Raw genomic sequence first — 18,670 nt, 5'->3', positions numbered from 1 at the left:
TCATAGTTTTATTTGTAATTCCAGACCGAAAAAAGGCTGGGTATTTTGTTGAAGGTAAGATCTCGTGCTGGCCGAATAGCGAGTGGGGCGTAAATCGGCGAGGTTGTTGGCAAAGAATGCCAGCGTGATGTGCTCTCCGAAAGCTTTGTTTACCCGGATATTCAGCATACCATATGGTTTATAAGAGTTTGGCAGGAATCGTTCCGGCGCGGTGGTGGAGAGTAAAGGCGCGAAGGCTGGATACTCTTTCTGTGTCTCGGTGAACGGATGTATGATTCCGTCTGTTCCACACCAATATAGGGGCCATACATTCTCGCCAGTGCTACCGTTGTAGAGCGTACGATATTTATAGAGCCATATCATTTGCCACGTAAGGGTAGTGACCAGTCCGATTCTGGGGATGCGCGTGATGAAACGGAAGTTCGTGGAGATGATCTCCGAACGACTTTCATTTCCCGGTCCGCCTTGCTTGTCGTAAAAACCTACGTAGGGGTATTCTGTTTTATCTGTGTACTGGATCGGCCAGATCCCGTTAAGGGCCGTATTCTTTTCTCGTACACATAACCAGATCCCGTCTACGATTAGGGAGGTACGCAAGGGTGAGAAAGTCCCGAGGTCCGCTACCATCTCGATCCCATGTTTCTTCCTATGGAGTGTATTGACTGGTACAGATACCGGCGTGTAACTATATTTCTCTTGATAAGGGACAGCCTTACCGTTCACCCATACCTGTCCATCTTTGTATTCAGGACGAAGTTGGGCGGTTGATAGATAATCATATTCCCGATAGCTGAATGGAATATATTGTGCCGAGGAGGAAAAGCCATCCGTTTGTTTCTCGAAAAAAGCGGTCATGTCTAGTCGGATGGCCGGAGTCTTCCCTATAAGGCCAACCTCTATCTTTCGATTTACGGTAGGTTTTAATTTCATATTTCGTTCCATTCCGGGGGCATGTGTCGTGAGAATACCAAGGGTGTTTCCACTTTCATTGCTATCATTATAATAGAAAGAGACCTTATCATTATAAATAGCTTCCGGGTAGAGTTTATCCAATGTCGGCATGAAACTGATCCATCCGAGCCCACCTTTTAAACTCAATGTATAGCCGGAGGGAGAGGAGAAGAGAGACCATAAGAGGTTCAGGCGAGGTTCTGTCTGATAGATTAAGGCATAATCCCGGCTTTTCAATCCTTGATTTCTTAATCCGGCTTCTACATGGAGGTTGGAAGTCCGGTATGTGGCCTCAATGAAGCCACCGAACGTATGCAAGGACGGGATTTCCCGGAATGAGCGGGGACGGATAGATGTAGAAGGAGGCCTCTGCCGATCGAAATCCCTGCCTCGCCCTTCGTTACCCTCACTACGGTATGAGAATCCGGCTACTAAGCTGATCTCCCTCCCTTGTCGTAGAGGGAATAAGGTAGACGCCAGCATCTCGGTTTCTACATAAAAAGGTCGGCTTTCATTGACTAGTGTGTACATGTAGTTTGAGGATAAAACACGGGCTTCCCATTCGCCGCTCTCTTTCTGGTCTGTATAAAGCTGGCTAGAGGCATTGTTGACCTGACTCTTTGTTTGTTTGCTTTTTTGAAGGGAACCGTCTATTCTCAGAGACAGCTTCTTGAGCCAACGTCGGTCGGGTTGCCATTCCCCTTGTATGGAAAATCGCTGATCCAATCGTTGTCTTTGTGTATGATTCTGCTCGTTGACGAATTGCTTTTCCTTTCCTATGCGAGAGGTGTAAGTAAGGCTTAATTCTAGTTTTTTCCCTGCGGGCAACCAATGGTAAAGGTTTGCCAAGCGTATGCCGCCGGTATGGAAATCGCCTTGGCTGGTATAGTCCGCTAACAGGTTGAGCGTATGGCCTTGTGGGGAGATACAGAAGCCTTTTCCAAGCATATATTGTTTCAGTTTCGGATTGTAACGTATGCTGGTGGAGAGAGGCATTCTACCTTGATGAGTCTTGAGTAATAATACGCTATTTGTTAAGTTTCCGTACCGGGCAGAAGGTATTCCCCGGATGATTTCCGCCTCTTTCACTTGGTTGAGAGATAGAAAACGGGCATCATATCCTTCGTAAGGCTCGTTGATGCCGGTGTTGAAATGAAGAGGAGAGCCGTCTATCCATATTTGGGCACCCATAGCTGCGTTCTTATGAAATTGGTTTACCCCGTTCTTTAAAGAAACCTCCCGCACTGAGAAATATTGTGCGTCTGTCACCCCAGAATTATTGGTGAGACCTCCCGGTAATAATTGTGTCAGATCAGAGATCGTGATCGGTTGCGTATGTTCCAACGTTGACGCTGGAAGCAAGGAAACCGTACCCGGAGTCTTAGACTCGATGGCTGTTACCAAAATGTTGGGTAAATAAAAGGACAGAGTATCCGGTTGCTTTTGCCCGTGAAGGTAATTGCCCGGATGAAGTGATGACAATAAGAGAAATATCATCACGATCTTTATTGGTGTTTTGTACAAAGTTGAGTAACGCATAGTATTAGACCTATTTATAGCCAGATGACAATACTGAGGTTTCCGCCCCCTCCGAGGGGCGATTGAGGGCTTGTCGTTTGTTCGAGACTACCCTTTAAACGAAATCCCGCTGATAAGGCGGAATGAATGGGATGCCGATATTCCATTTCCGCACCGATACCCAGACGGGTTGCCGTGCGAGCAATAAAATCCTCGTTCACTTTTTGCATGTTCTGCTCTAGCTTGATTTCTGCAGAGCCATTCTCATCCTTCTGCGTTTCCTTCTCCCATTTGATCTCGGTGCCATAGCCCGACACGATATACACGGACGGGCGGATACTTAGCTTGTTTTCTTTAGGTAGGCGGATTTGTCGAAGAAACGCGATCTCTCCGTGGAAGAGCCCTGTATATTGTTTGACCGTAAAAGGATATATGTAGAAATCATTTTCCAAACGATTCCATCCGACAGTCATTTGCCATGTGGATACCTTTTCGCCCGAAGTATCATTCTTTGTCGCCTCGTAACTTAGTTGGGTAGATAACATCCGTTGCCTTGCTAGGCGATAGGTGGCGAATGTAGTCCATATGGCAGACGAGCTTGTGGTGGGATTCCGTTGTAATATGCGGTTGGCCGTAGTTTGGTTGAATCGGGCTGTGGGCGACCAGATATGCGTCCACGATTTATTTGTTCGGGTAAAACGACCTTGGTAACTGATTTGATGCAGCCGTTCTTCCCAGCCTCTCAAGTTGCCGGAGTTATTTGGATTGTCCGCTAATTGCTGGGTCTCGTAGAAGAGATCATGGAAAAGACTCCAATGCTCTTTTAGGGTTTCCGTTTGCAAGGAAACACCTAGGCGTTTTCCTTGGCTGCGAAACAGGAAACTTCCCGATAATTCTTGCATCGGAAGCCAATAACCCAGAGGAAATGTATAAAGTTTATCTTTACTATCCGTATCATACGTTAATTCCTCTGTACGATGGGTATAATGGATCGAGGCTCCAAAACGTCTGCGTACTTGTTCGTAAACGATACCTCCTGATATCCGGATTAAGTGTGCCATCCCATGGTAGATATGGTAAGAGGAGCGATCTTCGTTGCTTGTAGCTGTATAGTCTCCATCTATCCCGACCTTGATTTTCGGGGATAAGACGTAAGCCGCTTGTCCGTAGATCCTGTATTTTTCGATGCGTTGTGGCTCTCCCAAGGAATCGCCGGCCGTAATCAGATAGTCCGGTTGCGATAATAAATTCCATTTTCTCCCTTCCAGTAGGCTTTGCGACCAATCGATACCACCCGCCAGCCAAAGCAGACCCAGCTTTCGGTTACCGGATACATAAGCCCTATAGGTCTGTGTTTGATCCGGCTGGTCGCTGGCAGGTAAGGCGGCTTGATGGATCAAATAACTTAAACCAGCTTCCATAGCGCTGTCCTTAGACACATAGCTGATGCTGACAGGATTGGCGGATAAAGCCCATGCGCTCTCTTGTTGAGCCCATGACCGTGAGGCATAGACAGATAGTGATATCATATATAGAATGATAGTGATCTTCATAGAGGCTTACCGTTTTAAGGAAGGTGGACTTTTCTCGAAATCCTCGGCGGTGTTATTGGAATCTTTCCAGCGGAAGCGTTTCCCCTCTTGCTCATATTTCCGACGCATTGCCAGGCCGGAGCCGCCGGATGTGGCTATACCCGGACTCACATCCATAGAAGATGGGATACGTGTGTAAGCTACCGTAGAGGTTGAAGAGACGAAATTTGCGATATCCTGCACCCAATCAGCGGGTATATGGAGGTATTTTAGCGTATTGAAACTCTCAGGTTCTTTTTGGATGTGATCCGGATTGGCGATCCATTCTCTTAAGTCCGTTTTGGGACGGAACAAGAGGATCGTCGGGCCGTTCATGGAAAACAGATAGGAGAAACCGGTGCCACGCCATACCAAGTTTAGAGGTTTTACACCGGCGGAGATTTGGCTTCCGGTCAAGATAGGATCCCAAAAAGCCCATTCCACGCTGGATAAATCGAGCGAGGCCGGAACTCCCACTTCGCTATTGGTATGGTTTATGGCGTTAATCGCTATCGTTTGTCGCTCCCCCGGTTGAATGGGATATTCGGTTCCCGTTCCCGGAAACTCCCAGCACATCATGAATAAAGGTATTTCTTTCATATCGGTATGGAGCATCCATCCGGAAGGCTTTGTCACGCTTACGGGTCCTGCTTGTGCGATACATAGGCCATCTAGGAAAATCAAGTCATCGGAGTTATTGACCAACGTGAGGTATTGATCTTTATTATAGACATTTTTCCCGTCAGGCCAGAGACAACCGCTGAAATAAATCTCGCTAATCAGTAGACGGCCTCGTTCGGACACTTCCAAAGGTATTTCTACGGATCGTTCTTCTCCATTGGCCTCGAACTGGATATTGGAGAGGCTACCACTCAATATATAATCCCTGTTGCCAGTCGTGGTTTCCTGATTTGCGGAGATTGCGCATATGCCAGCGGTTAGTTCAAATAGAGCTAGTCCATTTGTGTCGGTGGTCGTGGTGTAGACACAGCCTATACTTTGATTGATTAGTGTGACCGGGATATTCGCCAAGGAGATATCTGCGTATCCGGAAGGTTTCTTCAATTGGATATGGATACTCCCCGTTTTGAAATACTCATTCTCGCATCCTGCCAGAAAACACAGACAGAGCAGGTGGGTGAGGAGAGAAAGATGTTTGTCTATCATGAATATGGGGCATTGTGCTTAATAACTGTAGACAAATATATGTGATTTTTTTATATTTCCATTTAGGAGCTAAAAACATTAACATGTGTTCTTCTTATTTCGGTAGCTTCAGCACGAACCGGATCAAGGCCACGAACACCTTCCCGTACCGGTCCAGCTTGATTTGCCCCACGCCCCGGATGTCGCTGAACTGGTCCAAGGTGACCGGTTTCTTCTCCACCATGTCTTCCAAGGAATCGTCGGAGAAGATGATATAAGCCGGCGTATGCTCTCGCTCGGCAATTTGCTTGCGAAGCTGGCGGAGGGAGTCCAGCAAGGTCTCGTCCGTGGAGGCGGACCGGATCGGCCGGATCGGCTGGGCCTTGAAGGAGGATTTCCGCTCGCCTCTCCGGACGGGGCGTGTCAGCTCATCCGGTTCCCGATAGATGACGAGCTGGGCCTTTTGCTCCCCGTACAGGACACGCCTGCCTAACGGGGTCATCCGCAAGACACGCTCGGCGGCGTAGTCGATCTCCATGTACCCGAGTTGGATCATCTGGTAAATGTACTCCTTCCATTCCTTATAAGAGAGGTCCCGTCCGGCGCCGTACGTCTTTAGCTTATCGTATCCTCTCTCCAAGAGTTCCGCCCGACCGGAGGCACGTAATATGTCGATCAGCATTTGCATGCCTACATGCTCGCCGGTCCGGATGACGGCGCTCAGCGCTTTTTGTATCAAGACACTGCCATCGAAGCGTTGCGGAGGGTTCTTGCACACGTCGCAGTTGCCGCAATCATGGTCCGCCTCCTCGCCGAAGTAACTGAGCAAGACACGGCGGCGGCACATGTCGGACTCGCAATACCGTCTCATCCGGTTTAGCTTCTCCAAGTTCACTTCGCTTTGGCCACTCTCCTCGGCGAAACGGCGAAGTACGATCAAATCGCTCAAGGAATAGAACAGGAGGGTATCGCTTTTCATCCCGTCCCTTCCGGCACGGCCGATCTCTTGGTAGTAATTCTCGATACTCCCCGGCATGCTGTAATGCACGACCCAGCGGACATTGCTCTTGTCGATACCCATCCCGAAAGCTACCGTGGCACACACCACGTCCACCCGGTCGTTGATGAAGTCGTTCTGGGCCTGTTCCCGTTGGGCGGGCAGGAGGCCGGCGTGGTAGGCGATCGCCTTGATATTATACATCGCCAACTCATCGGCCAGCTCGGTCGTATCGTTGCGGCGCATGCAATAGATGATACCGCTCTGCTCCCGGTGCCCCCGGATGAAATGGACGATGGCGGCGATCTTTTCTTTCTTGTTAAGCCCCCGGCGTACCGTGAGGGAGATGTTCGGGCGGTCGAATGACGATATGAACGTCTGGGGCGTGCGAAGTCGTAACTGCTCTAGGATATCCTTCCGGGTGATTTTATCGGCGGTAGCGGTCAGGGCCACGACCGGGACTTTCGGGAAACGCTCCTTCAAGATCGCCAGTTGCGTGTATTCCGGACGGAAGTCATGTCCCCAATGCGATACGCAATGCGCCTCGTCGATAGCGATGAGCGAGATGTCCAGCCGGGGCAGGAACCAGTCCGCCTCCATCTTGATCCGTTCCGGGGAGATATACAATAATTTGATCTTGCCCTGCACGCAAAGTTGCTTCACCTGCTGTTGCTCCTCTTCCGGCATCATGCTGTTCAACGCCGCCGCCGGGATGCCGTTGGCGATCAACCCCTCTACTTGATCCTTCATCAAGGCGATCAAGGGGGACACCACCAAAGCCGTACCCGGCAGATAGATAGCCGGTAGCTGGAAACAGATCGACTTGCCTCCACCCGTGGGCATCAGCACCAACGAGTCCTCTTTCTGTAAGATACGCTGTATGATGTCCGCCTGCAAGGGACGGAAGGAGGTATATCCGAAGAACTTCTTCAGTAGTAGTAATAATTCTTTCATATCGCTTTACGGGCATAAAAAGCGCAAAGATAGTTTATATCATAAAGTTTTACTACCTTTGCCCGCATTATTTACATAACGAGCCGTGATGGCTCACCCTATTTTAGAATGACATTTGAAGATTTAGATTTGATAGAGCCGATATGTAAGGCTCTCGTGCAAGAAGGTTATACGACTCCAACACCTATACAATCAGAAGCGATTCCCATCGTTTCGCAAGGTTATGATTTATTGGGTTGCGCCCAGACAGGAACCGGTAAGACGGCGGCGTTCTCCATCCCGATTATCCAGCGGTTATATCTCCAGAAGAAGAAAGGTTACAAACGGGGTATCAAGGCATTGATCCTTACGCCTACCCGTGAGCTTGCCATCCAGATCGGAGAGAGCTTTGCCGCTTACGGCCGTTTCGCCGGATTACGCCATACGGTGATATTCGGCGGGGTGGGACAGAAGCCCCAGACGGAAGCCTTGGAAAGAGGCATCGATATATTAATCGCTACGCCGGGACGTCTGCTGGACTTGATCGGACAAGGATTCATCCACTTGGATACCTTGGAGTATTTCGTCTTAGACGAGGCGGACCGTATGTTGGACATGGGCTTTATCCATGACATCAAGCGTATTTTACCGCTATTGCCCAAGAAACGCCAGTCCTTGTTCTTCTCCGCTACCATGCCCCCTGAGATCGAGCGCTTGGCAGGTACGATCTTGAGCGAGCCGCAAAAGGTGGAAGTAACCCCGGCCTCATCGACCGTGGACGCGATCGACCAATCCGTTTATTTCGTCGAGAAGGCCGAGAAGATCAACTTGCTGAAAAGCTTGTTGGAGAACCCGGAACTGGAATCCGTATTGATCTTTACCCGTACGAAACACGGGGCGGACAAGGTGGCCCGTGTCTTGTCGAAAGCGGAGATAGGGGCGGAGGCGATCCATGGCAACAAGAGCCAGACCGCTCGCCAGCGTGCCTTGACGAATTTCAAGGATCATACGACCCGTGTGCTGATCGCTACGGATATCGCCGCCCGTGGAATCGACGTGGATCATCTGACGCACGTCATTAACTATGAGCTTCCTAACGTACCCGAGACTTATGTACATCGGATCGGGCGTACGGGTCGTGCGGGCCGTGAAGGTGTGGCTTTCTCTTTCTGCGACGCCGAGGAGGTACCTTTGTTGAAAGATATCCAGAAACTGATCGGCAAGGAAGTCCCCGTAGCCGGTGGCCATATGTATGAGACCAAGGAGGTGAAAGCCGCCGTAGCCGAGAAGAAAGAAGCGATCAAGCAAGAGTCGAAACGCCGTAATATGTTCGGAAGCAAACGTGACGGCAGTTACTGGCGTAACAAGAAGCGTGCCGCCAATTCCTCTAAGTGATCTAAGTTATTGTATTGCAGTGACGTATAGTGCCAGTTCTTTCTATAGCATTGGCACAGTCGTGCCACGCTGGTGGCATAGCCGTGCCACAACGATGGCAAGGGCGTGCCATAAGGATGGCACAGCTATGCTACCCATATGCCACCCGGTTCGTCACCTAAGTATCCAAACAGTCCGCTTTAGCGAGCTGTTTGGCGCTATTACCCTATACTTTCTTTTAAAATGAGGTAATCTCTGGAATATTTCATTATTTTTGTGATTCAATTGTGAGTGAAACTTAAGGGTTGACGTTTGTGCTGATTGTAAAGGAGGACATAATATCTCGGATCAATAATGGCGATGCCAAAGCATTTGAACAATTATATACGACCTTCTACGTGTACTTGTGCGCCGTAGCGACTAAATATGTCTATAATTCGGAGGCGGCACGTGAGATCGTTAATGATGTTTTTATGAATGTATGGAATCACCATTCGGCGTTAATACATCCGGTAAACGCTTATTTAATTCGCTCGGTACGTAATTATTGCCTGAATTATTTAAGAGATAAACGCCAGCAAGAAGTCCCTTTATCAGATGTACAAGAAAACTTATTGTCGATACAAGAGTTGCAGATAGACGCCGATCCCCATCCGTTGGCTTATCTGGAGAATAAGGAATTCGAGGAGAAAATCTATCGTGCCGTGGATTCCTTGCCCACTAAATGCCGGGATATCTTCGTGCAATATCTTTACCATAACAAGACCTATGAGGAAATAGCGATAACAAATCATATCAGTTCCAGTACGGTACGAGTACAGATCAAGATCGGTTTGGCGAAGTTGCGTGAACTTTTAGGCGATCTTTACCCTCTTTTCTTACTTATATTTAATTTTTTCGAAAAATAATTGGAATCTCCTTAAACGGAATCTCTAAAACATGTGTATATAATAGAAACCGGGTTAAAAACCGGCTCCTTTGTTAATATCATGGAAATAGAGAATAAACACATAGAAGATTTAATTTATAGCTACCTCATGGGAGATATATCCGAGGAGGGGCGAAATGAATTACTACAATGGTTGGAAACGGATGACGCTCATAAACAGTGCCTTTCCGAGATGGCGGATTGTTGGGCGACGGCGCATGTACCTTTGTTTGCCTCTGATATGAAAGCCGATTTCCAAAAACATTTCGGGGCACTTATCGATCCCGCTATTCCTTCTGAAAAGAATCATTGGCTAAATTTTCGGTTTTTAGGAAAAGTTGCCGCCTCGGTCTTGATCGTGGTATCGGTGGGGACTGCCTCTTATTATATAGGTACGAGACATAATCAGCCGAAATCTGCCGCCTTGGCTTATTTTGAGACGACAACTCCTATGGGAGCCCAAACGAAAGTCGTTTTGCCGGATCAATCCGTGGTTTGGGTCAACGCAGGTTCCACGTTGAGATATGGCAGTGATTTCAATACGAACGGACGTAGCGTACAATTGGATGGTGAGGCTTACTTCGAGATTACCCGGGATTCCCTTAAGCCTTTTATCGTAAAATCAAAGAGATTGGATATCAAGGTTCTAGGAACTAGCTTTAACGTAAAGGCTTACGGAATGGATGAAACGACCGATGTCACTCTGGTGTCGGGAAAAGTAAACGTGAGCTTGCGGGATGAGGTTGCCCATGCGGGCGATGTGACCTTGACTCCAAACCGGAAACTAAGCTTTAATAAGCAGACCAATAAGGTAAGAGTCAGTGAGGTGGATGCCAAGGATGCTCTCTCTTGGATGGACGGTAGCCTGAAATTCTCCGAACAACCTTTCATGAGTATCGCCAAGGATTTGGAACGTAAGTTCAACGTGCGTATCCGCGTTGAGAGCGATCCTTTGAGAAAGGAAATCTTCTCCGGCAGCTTTACGAAAGATTATTCGTTGGATAAAATCCTTCGTGAGGTGGACGTGGATCACAAATATGTGTGGACTCGTTCGGGAGATGAGATTATTATAAAAGATAAATAAAAATACAAACCTTAATCCTAAGGTGTAAGTGTGGAAAATAGTATAAACGAGAAAATTATTTATTAAATCTAACTTTAATGGAAATGAACTATTTCAAGAAGACCGGAAAGATGATGGTAGCCGCATGTATGCTTGCGGGACTGCCGTTTATTCCCGGTACGGTTTCAGCGTCCGAACTTCAGACACAAATGATGTCTGTTCAAATGGAAAGTACGACATTAAAAGAACTTTTCGATTTGATCGAGGAAAAATTCAATTACACGTTCCTTATCCGTAACAATGACATCAATCTGAATGAGCGTATCTCAATCGACATGTCGAACCGTTCGGTCGAGGAGATTTTGACGACGGCGCTGAAAAATCAGCATGCTGATTTTGTTGTAAACAACAATAGGATTGTTGTTTACAAGTCATCTTCTAATCCAAATGAATTGAGAAACACGGAGAGAATGGTGGCGCAGCAGACGATTACGATTTCAGGTACCATTGTTGACGCGGTGACGGGTGAGCCGGTAATCGGCGCGAACGTGCTTGTGAAAGGCACTACGAACGGTACCAGTACCGATTTCGATGGAAAGTTTAGTTTGGAAGCTCCGTCCGGAGCTACTTTGGTCGTTTCTTACATCGGTTATGTGAACCATGAGGTTAAGGCGACTAGCGCTCCGATGACTATCCGTATCAAGGAAGACACTCAGAACCTTGAGGAGGTGGTTGTTGTTGGTTACGGCGTGCAAAAAAAGGAAAGCTTGACGGGTGCCATGCAGGTGGTGAGCAACGAGAAATTGTTGGATGCCACTAGCCCTACGGTCGAGAACTTATTGTCTGGTAAGGCTCCGGGCGTACAGGTTACTTCGGGTGGTGGTCAGCCGGGCGCTGCCGGTAAGGTGGTGATCCGTGGTAAGTCTACGGTAAACGGTAGCACGGACCCTCTTTGGATCGTGGATGGCGTAATCGTCGGTACGGATGCGGGTAGCTTGAACCCGGCTGATATCGAGTCTATGTCTATCTTGAAGGATGCCGCTTCAACCGCTATCTATGGTTCTCAAGGAGCGAACGGTGTTATCGTGGTGACTACGAAGAAAGGTAAGATCGGAAAAGCTACGATCAACGCTTCCGTAAAGATGGGTGTGAACCAGTTGCACCGTGGAAACATGAATATGATGAACGGCGAGGAATTATATGATTATTATAAATCTTTCGCAAATCAAGACGCCCTTCCGAGTTATTTTACGGAGGATTTGCGCAACCGTAACTTCGACTGGTGGAAAGAGGGTACGCATCTGGGCTTCGCTCAAGATTACAATGTTTCTGTTTCCGGAGGTTCCGAGAAGATCAAGACTTATACTTCCGTTGGTTACTACGATGAGGATGGTGCCGTGAAAGGATATGACTACAAGCGTTATAACTTACGTTTCAATGTGGATTACCAAGCGACGGATTGGTTGACTATCAAACCGAAAGTATGGGCTACCCGTAGTGACGTGATGGACCAGCAGCAAGATTTGGAGGCTATTATGTACGTTAACTTTCCTTGGGATTCTCCTTATGACGAGAATGGTGATCTGATCCAGCAATACAGACCTACTACTTGGATCAATAGCGACGCTACCAACTACTTGTATGATCTACAATGGAATTATGAGAAGAAGACTTCCTACGAGTTTATGGGTAACTTTGACTTTGATATCAAGTTTACCGATTGGTTGACTTTCGCATCCGTAAACAACTATAAGTATAACAGTATCGCCTTAAAGAATTATAAAGATCCCCGTTCTAAAAAGGGTGAGGCCGATAATGGATTATTACAAGACAAGACAACTTCTTCCTATAGAGTGTATAGTAATCAGTTGCTTCGCTTTAATAAGGTATTTGACAAGCATTCAATCAACGCTATCTTGGCTTACGAGTGGAATACTTTTACGCAGGAGATCAAAGACCAGACAGCGGCAAGTTTCGCTCCGGGTTTCTCTGTAGCGGATGTGGCGACTACTCCTAAAACGATAAAGGGAGAACAAAATGAATGGGCCGTACAATCTTATTTGTTCAATGCCAACTATGCGTATGACAATCGTTATTTATTGTCTTTCTCTTTCCGCCGTGATGGTGCTTCCAACTTTGGCGAGGATGCTAAATATGGTAATTTCTTCTCTATAAGTGGTGGTTGGAATATTCATCAGGAGGAATTTTTCAAGGCTAAGGATTGGGTACAGCAATTGAAGTTGCGTGCTAGTTATGGTTCTGTAGGTAACCGTCCTACCGAATTGTATTCACAATATACTTTATATGCTATGTCTACAGGATATAATGGTGACCCGGGTGCGGTAATCAGTCAGAAGGAAAATAAGAACTTGACTTGGGAGAAGACGTATACCGCTGGTGTAGGTATTGATGCGATCTTGTTCGACCGTTTGACAATCAACTTGGATTATTACAATAAGAAAACAACCGACTTGCTTTATAAAGTGCCTCTGCCCGGTGTGACTGGTATCACGGGCATCTACCGTAACGTAGGTTCTGTTAAGAATAACGGTTTCGAGGTTTCAATGAACGTGGATATCTTGAAAGGTGGCGATTGGAGTTGGAGCGTTGCTGCTAACTTGGGTCTGAACCGTAATAAAATCACGGAGCTTTATGGTGGCAAGAGCGAGATCATTACTTCTAACGCTGGTTCTAGTTATGCCATATCTATGGATAAAATCTTGACTCCGGGACATGATGTGGATACTTGGTATGGTACAGAATGGGCTGGTGTAGATCCGGAAACAGGATCTCCATTATGGTATACGACGAATGAAAACGGGGAACGTGTAACGACCTCGAATTATAGTGACGCTTCCAAGCACCAAACAATAATAGGTAAGCTAAGCCCTGATTTCTACGGAGGTTTCTCTACTGATTTATCTTGGAAGAACATAGATCTTTCCGCAGTCTTCGGTTATTCCGTAGGAGGTGAGGTTTACAACTACGACCGTTCTATGTATGATAGTGACGGCGCTTATGTAAACTATAACCAGATGACTTTGAAAGAGGGTTGGAACCGTTGGGAAAAGCCGGGTGATATCGCTACCCACCCTAAAGCAGAGTATGGAAATAAGAGCCAATCCAGTAAAGGATCTTCTCGTTATTTGGAGGATGCAAGTTATTTACGTTTGCGTAGCTTGACGTTAGGCTACACATTACCTTGGAAGATTCAATATGTAGACAATATTCGTCTTTCTTTCTCAGGTGAGAATTTATTCGTTATTTCTGGGTTCTCCGGAGTAGACCCGGAACTTCCAGCTGAGGTAGGAAATGAGCTTAAAGCAGGTTCGGTTGGTGTAGCTATCTCTCCGTATCCACAGGCTCGTAAATTCATGTTTGGCTTAAATGTTACATTTTAATTAAAAGAATAATAATGAAAAAAATCGCTATAGTGGCTCTTGCGGCAGCTGCCACATTTATAACAAGCTGTGATATCGAACGTATGCCTTATGATAAGTATACGGAGGATAAGATCATGGAGGATAAAGATGCCGCCGTCGATGTCTTATTGAATGGTTGTTACGCTAAACTAAAAACAGCCTCTGAACATTTGCATTATTGTGGTGAGTTCCCCAGTGACAATGTTTGTAAGGATAAACCGACCACCAACCCGTTCGGTACTTATTTCACTTACCAGCATACAGTAAATAACGGTGGTCTTACTACGGTTTGGAATAGTGCTTATAATATCATCTCTCAGACTAGTTCTTTGATGAAAATGATTAATGAAGGCGAGTCCGCTGAATTGGATCAGAAATTAGGGGAGGCTTATTATCTGCGAGGAATGATGTATTTCTATCTTTGCCGTGTATTTGGCCGCCCTTATTATCAAGAGCCTGAGAAGAATTTAGGTGTGCCTATCGTAAATGGAATGCCTGATGATATGGATAATCTGGATCTTCCGGATCGTTCTTCCGTGAAACAAACCTATGAACAAGCATTGTCTGACTTGAAAAAGGCGGAAGAGTTGATGACAACGTTTAAGTCTACCGCTTATGCCTCAAAATATGCGGCTCAAGCTTTATTGGCGAAGGTCTATATGTATATGAGTGGCACGTTTGAGAATCCGGATAAGGAGTATGCTCAATTATCTTATGACTATGCGAATACGGTGATCGAAAGTGGTCAGTTCTCTATGTTGGACCGTGCTAACTTTATGCGTTATAATGAGTTCGCTCCGGATGCCGCTTCTCAGACAGAGACTATTTTTGCTGTAAAATTTGTAGCCTCAGACTGGGAAGATTGGGGTGATCCGCTAGGAAGTATGTACGCTGAGATCGAAGGTCAAGGCTGGGGTGAGGTTTACGCCAGCGCTAAGTATATGGATTTGTTGCATGAGACAGGAAAAGGAACCGATGCACGTGAGGCGTTTATCCATCCGCAATATAAGGAAGACGCCAATGGAAATCAGATCCCCGCTTTCCGTTTTGTAGCTAACTTATATACGGACGGCAAGATTTCCGGTTACGTATATCGTCAAGGTGAGACCAAGGAAGTAGGAGGTAAGTTAATCGCTACGGTAGATGGTGAAGAATATACATTAACTCCGGTAGATGTGGACAATAAGCGTTATTCTATTAGCTATAAGGGAGAAACGTATGAGGGAGATTATGACTACTTTATGTTGGAAAGTCAAGGTAACCCGAAATTCTATAGCTATAAGTGCTCTAAGCAAGATGGCTATCCTCACCTTTATTCTCCGGTTATCTCTCGCTTAGGTGAGTTATACCTGATTCGCGCCGAGGCTAGCGCTAAATTAGGAAACTATACAAAAGCATTAGCCGATTTGAATACCGTTCGTACCCGTTCCTTACCTAACGCCGGATATAAATCTTTGGATGCGACAAACGCTCATGAGCTTATCATGAAAGAACGTCAGTTGGAATTAGCTTATGAGGCTGACCGTGGTTTTGATGTATATCGTGTAGGCGATACGATGAAACGTCATTACCCGGGATTCCATGACGGCGTGCCTGAATATCCTGCTACCAGCCCGTTGGCTATCCAGTATATTCCGCAGTCTGAGATTAACGCTTATCCGGGTACATTAACTCAGAATCCGTAATAAGCGATGAATAAGTATTGTATAATGAGTGTGTTGGCAGGGTTTTCCTTGCCAACAACTTTAATAGCTCAATCAGCTCCCCGGCAACCTAACGTGGTGATCATCGTAGCTGATGATCTCGGGTATGGTGATCTAAGCTGTTACGGGGCTCATCGCATACAGACTCCGGGAATGGATCGTATCGCAAATGAAGGCATACGCTTTACGCAAGGTTATTGTACGGCGGCTACTTCTACCCCCAGCCGGTATTCCTTGCTTACCGGATTATATCCTTGGACAAATAGGGAAGCCAAAATACTTCCCGGCAATGCGGCTCTGATTATCAATACTCAACAGGTTACCTTGCCGAAGGTGATGAAGCAAGCGGGCTATGTCACCGGCTCGGTCGGCAAATGGCATCTGGGATTAGGTGACGGGGCGGTAGACTGGAACAAGCTGGTTTATCCCGGAGCGAAAGAGATCGGTTACGACTATTCTTTTATCCAAGCCGCTACCAATGACCGGGTTCCCTGTATCTTTATCGAGAATGGGAGAGGTGTAAACCTCGATCCGAGCGATCCTCTCTATGTCAGTTATAAGGAGAATTTCCCCGGGGAACCGACTGGGAAGGATAATCCTGAATTACTGAGAATGCTCCCGAGTGTCGGGCATGCCGGCGCTATCGTAAACGGTGTACCTCGAATTGGTTTCCAGAAAGGAGGCAAGACCGCCCAATGGAAAGATGAGGATATGGCAGAGTTGTTCCTTGAGAAGGCGAAAGGTTTTATGAAAGAGAATAAGGATAAACCTTTCTTCCTGTACTATGGCTTGCATCAACCGCATGTACCTCGTGTACCGAACGAGAGATTTGCGGGTAAGTCGGGGATGGGACCTCGTGGAGATGTTATCTTGGAAGCGGATTGGTGCGTGACCGAATTCTTGAAGGAAATGGATAAGTTGGGGCTAACGGAAAATACATTAGTTATTTTCACTAGCGATAACGGACCGGTTCTGGATGACGGTTATCAAGATCAAGCCGTGGAATTGGTTGGGGATCATAAGATGGCCGGACCGCTTCGTGGAGGAAAGACGAGCTTGTATGATGGTGGAACCTGTATCCCGTTCATGCTTCGTTGGCCTGCGGAAGTTAAGCCGGGCGCTGTGTCGGATGCCTTGGTTTGCCAGATGGATTTGTTAGCCTCGCTGTCGGCGTTGATCGGACAGACCTATTCTGATAAGGTAGATAGCCAAAACACCTTGCCTGTCTTTCTAGGAAAAGGTGGTAATGGGCGAAAGGAACTTGTCTTGGAAGGTTATTTCAATTATGCGCTACGTGATGGTGATTGGGTCATGATCCCACCGTATCCGGATACCTATGGCGACGCGGAGGAGGCTGCCTTTGCCGGAAATAGTAACTGTTATCAATTATATAATGTAAAGGAAGACATCGGTCAGCAAGTTAATTTGGCGGAAAAAGAACCTAAAAGACTTCGACAGATGATGATGACCTTCGAGAGGCTAAAAAGGGAAACCGGAAAGATAACGAACTTTTAGTCTTGGACTCTTTATTTTTCAAAATACTCAATAACGTTTTGATTGAAAAAATATTTTTTTAATTTTGTATCCTCAAAACACAAACTAATTTATAAAATATATGGAAAACACTCGTCGTTCATTCCTTAAGAAAGTATCTGCCGCTGGTATTGGTGCCGCAGGCTTGGCAATGGCCGGAAACGCCGGAGCTACAACAACTGCCGCTGAACCCCAAAAGAAAAAAACAGCTGGTAAAGATGATGGTAAATTACGTTTCGGTTTCATCGGAACGGGTTCTAGATGCCATGAGCATATTAATAATGTATTGGCGATCCCCGGTAATAAGATCGTAGCGATTTGCGATATCCAACAGGGGCCGATCGATAGAACCTTGAAACATATCGCTAAATTTAATGTGCCCGCTCCGAAGGTTTATAAGGGAGGTGAGCGTGAATTTGAGAAAATGTTGAACAACGAGGAATTTGATTGCGTGATTATCGCTAGTCCTTGGGAATGGCACGTTCCGATGTCTGTCGCCGCTATGAAGGCTGGTGTTCCTTATGTAGGCGTGGAGGTTTCCGCCGCTAATACGATCGAGGAATGTTGGGATTTGGTAAACGTTTCGGAAGCTACCGGAAGCCATTTGAATATCATGGAGAACGTATGTTATCGTCGTGACTGTATGGCTGCGTTGAATATGGTTCGCCAAGGTTTGTTCGGCGAGATATTGCATGGTACTTGTGGTTATGAGCATGACTTGCGTGAGGTGAAATTCAATGATGGAACTCATTACAACTATGTACCGGGCAGTGGTGATCTTCGTATGGGCCCGACGGCTTTCGCCGAGGCTCAATGGCGTACGAACCATTCCGTACATCGTAATGGCGATATCTATCCGACTCACGGTATCGGACCGATAGCAAATTGCATGGATATCAACCGTGGTAACCGCTTCCTTTCTTTATCCGCTATGGCTACTCAATCTCGTGGATTGCATAAGTTTATCGTGGATAATGGAGGTGAGAATCATCCGTTGGCGAAGGTCAACTTCAATTTGGGAGATATCGTGACTTCTATGATTAAGTGTTCTAATGGACAAACGATCATCGTAACCCATGATACGAATTCTCCTCGTCCTTATTCATTAGGTTTCCGTGTTCAAGGAACTGAGGGTTTATGGATGAATGATGGCGATCATGTATATGTACAAGGAAAGTCTAAGCCTCATCGTTGGGATGATTCCGATGAATGGTTCAAGAAATATGATCATAAATTGTGGGCTTCTTTAGAGTCTCAAGCTGCTGAGGCCGGACACGGTGGTATGGACTTTATCATGATGTACGACTTGATCGACGCTATCCGTAATAAAAAACCGGCTCCAATGGATTGCTATGACGCTGCCGCTTGGAGCGCTATCTCCGGCTTGTCAGAGATGTCAATCGCTCGTGGCGGTGCTTTGGTAGACTTCCCGGATTTCACCCGTGGGCAATGGATTCACCGTCAACCGCAATTCGCTTTGTAATAAATTTTCATAAAATACTAGGGAAGGATGTCTTTGTTAAAGGCATCC

The 18,670-nt window shown here is 46.5% G+C and carries 11 protein-coding genes; 7 read left to right on the top strand and 4 right to left on the bottom strand.

The features are described from left to right. From ACESPU_RS00670 to recQ, 4 genes are all read right to left on the bottom strand, one after another. On the bottom strand, positions 1-2,490 hold the full coding sequence (locus ACESPU_RS00670; protein ID WP_373133069.1) for a TonB-dependent receptor plug domain-containing protein: 2,490 nt from the start codon (positions 2,488-2,490) through the stop codon (positions 1-3). 14 nt (positions 2,491-2,504) lie between these two features. Further along, positions 2,505-4,022, bottom strand: coding sequence for a DUF6850 family outer membrane beta-barrel protein (locus ACESPU_RS00665; protein ID WP_373133068.1), 1,518 nt, complete (start codon positions 4,020-4,022; stop codon positions 2,505-2,507). Between the two features lie 6 nt (positions 4,023-4,028). Further along, positions 4,029-5,207: a DUF4876 domain-containing protein gene (locus ACESPU_RS00660; protein WP_057327699.1), complete on the bottom strand. Its 1,179-nt coding sequence runs from the start codon at positions 5,205-5,207 to the stop codon at positions 4,029-4,031. Between the two features lie 94 nt (positions 5,208-5,301). Continuing rightward, a complete protein-coding gene (gene recQ / locus ACESPU_RS00655; RefSeq protein WP_005862193.1) occupies positions 5,302-7,137 on the bottom strand; it encodes a DNA helicase RecQ in 1,836 nt (611 codons plus the stop codon). Positions 7,138-7,245: 108 nt separating this feature from the next. Between recQ and ACESPU_RS00650 the strand changes: the two genes are divergently transcribed. The 7 genes from ACESPU_RS00650 (at position 7,246) to ACESPU_RS00620 (ending at position 18,622) form a co-directional block, all read left to right on the top strand. Then, positions 7,246-8,511, top strand: coding sequence for a DEAD/DEAH box helicase (locus ACESPU_RS00650; protein ID WP_008772118.1), 1,266 nt, complete (start codon positions 7,246-7,248; stop codon positions 8,509-8,511). A 284-nt stretch (positions 8,512-8,795) separates the two neighbouring features. Beyond that, on the top strand, positions 8,796-9,398 hold the full coding sequence (locus tag ACESPU_RS00645) for an RNA polymerase sigma-70 factor (RefSeq protein WP_347144271.1): 603 nt from the start codon (positions 8,796-8,798) through the stop codon (positions 9,396-9,398). Between the two features lie 81 nt (positions 9,399-9,479). Further along, positions 9,480-10,502: a FecR family protein gene (locus tag ACESPU_RS00640; RefSeq protein WP_057318931.1), complete on the top strand. Its 1,023-nt coding sequence runs from the start codon at positions 9,480-9,482 to the stop codon at positions 10,500-10,502. A gap of 77 nt (positions 10,503-10,579) precedes the next feature. Further along, positions 10,580-13,882, top strand: a complete 3,303-nt coding sequence (locus tag ACESPU_RS00635) for a SusC/RagA family TonB-linked outer membrane protein (protein ID WP_373133067.1) — start codon at positions 10,580-10,582, stop codon at positions 13,880-13,882. 14 nt (positions 13,883-13,896) lie between these two features. Continuing rightward, entirely contained in the window at positions 13,897-15,588 is a 1,692-nt protein-coding gene (locus ACESPU_RS00630; protein WP_057326269.1) for a RagB/SusD family nutrient uptake outer membrane protein, read from the top strand. Between the two features lie 6 nt (positions 15,589-15,594). Further along, positions 15,595-17,121 (top strand): arylsulfatase, encoded by a 1,527-nt coding sequence (locus ACESPU_RS00625; protein WP_057326268.1) that lies wholly within the window; start codon positions 15,595-15,597, stop codon positions 17,119-17,121. Between the two features lie 100 nt (positions 17,122-17,221). Further along, positions 17,222-18,622, top strand: a complete 1,401-nt coding sequence (locus ACESPU_RS00620; RefSeq protein ID WP_122369440.1) for a Gfo/Idh/MocA family protein — start codon at positions 17,222-17,224, stop codon at positions 18,620-18,622. Positions 18,623-18,670: the final 48 nt, after the last annotated feature.

It is taken from the genome of Parabacteroides sp. 20_3 (assembly GCF_964238835.1).
Taxonomy (GTDB): Bacteria; Bacteroidota; Bacteroidia; order Bacteroidales; family Tannerellaceae; genus Parabacteroides; species Parabacteroides distasonis.
Note: the sequence above shows the minus strand (reverse complement) of the source record. Positions and strands in the feature narration are given on the sequence as shown.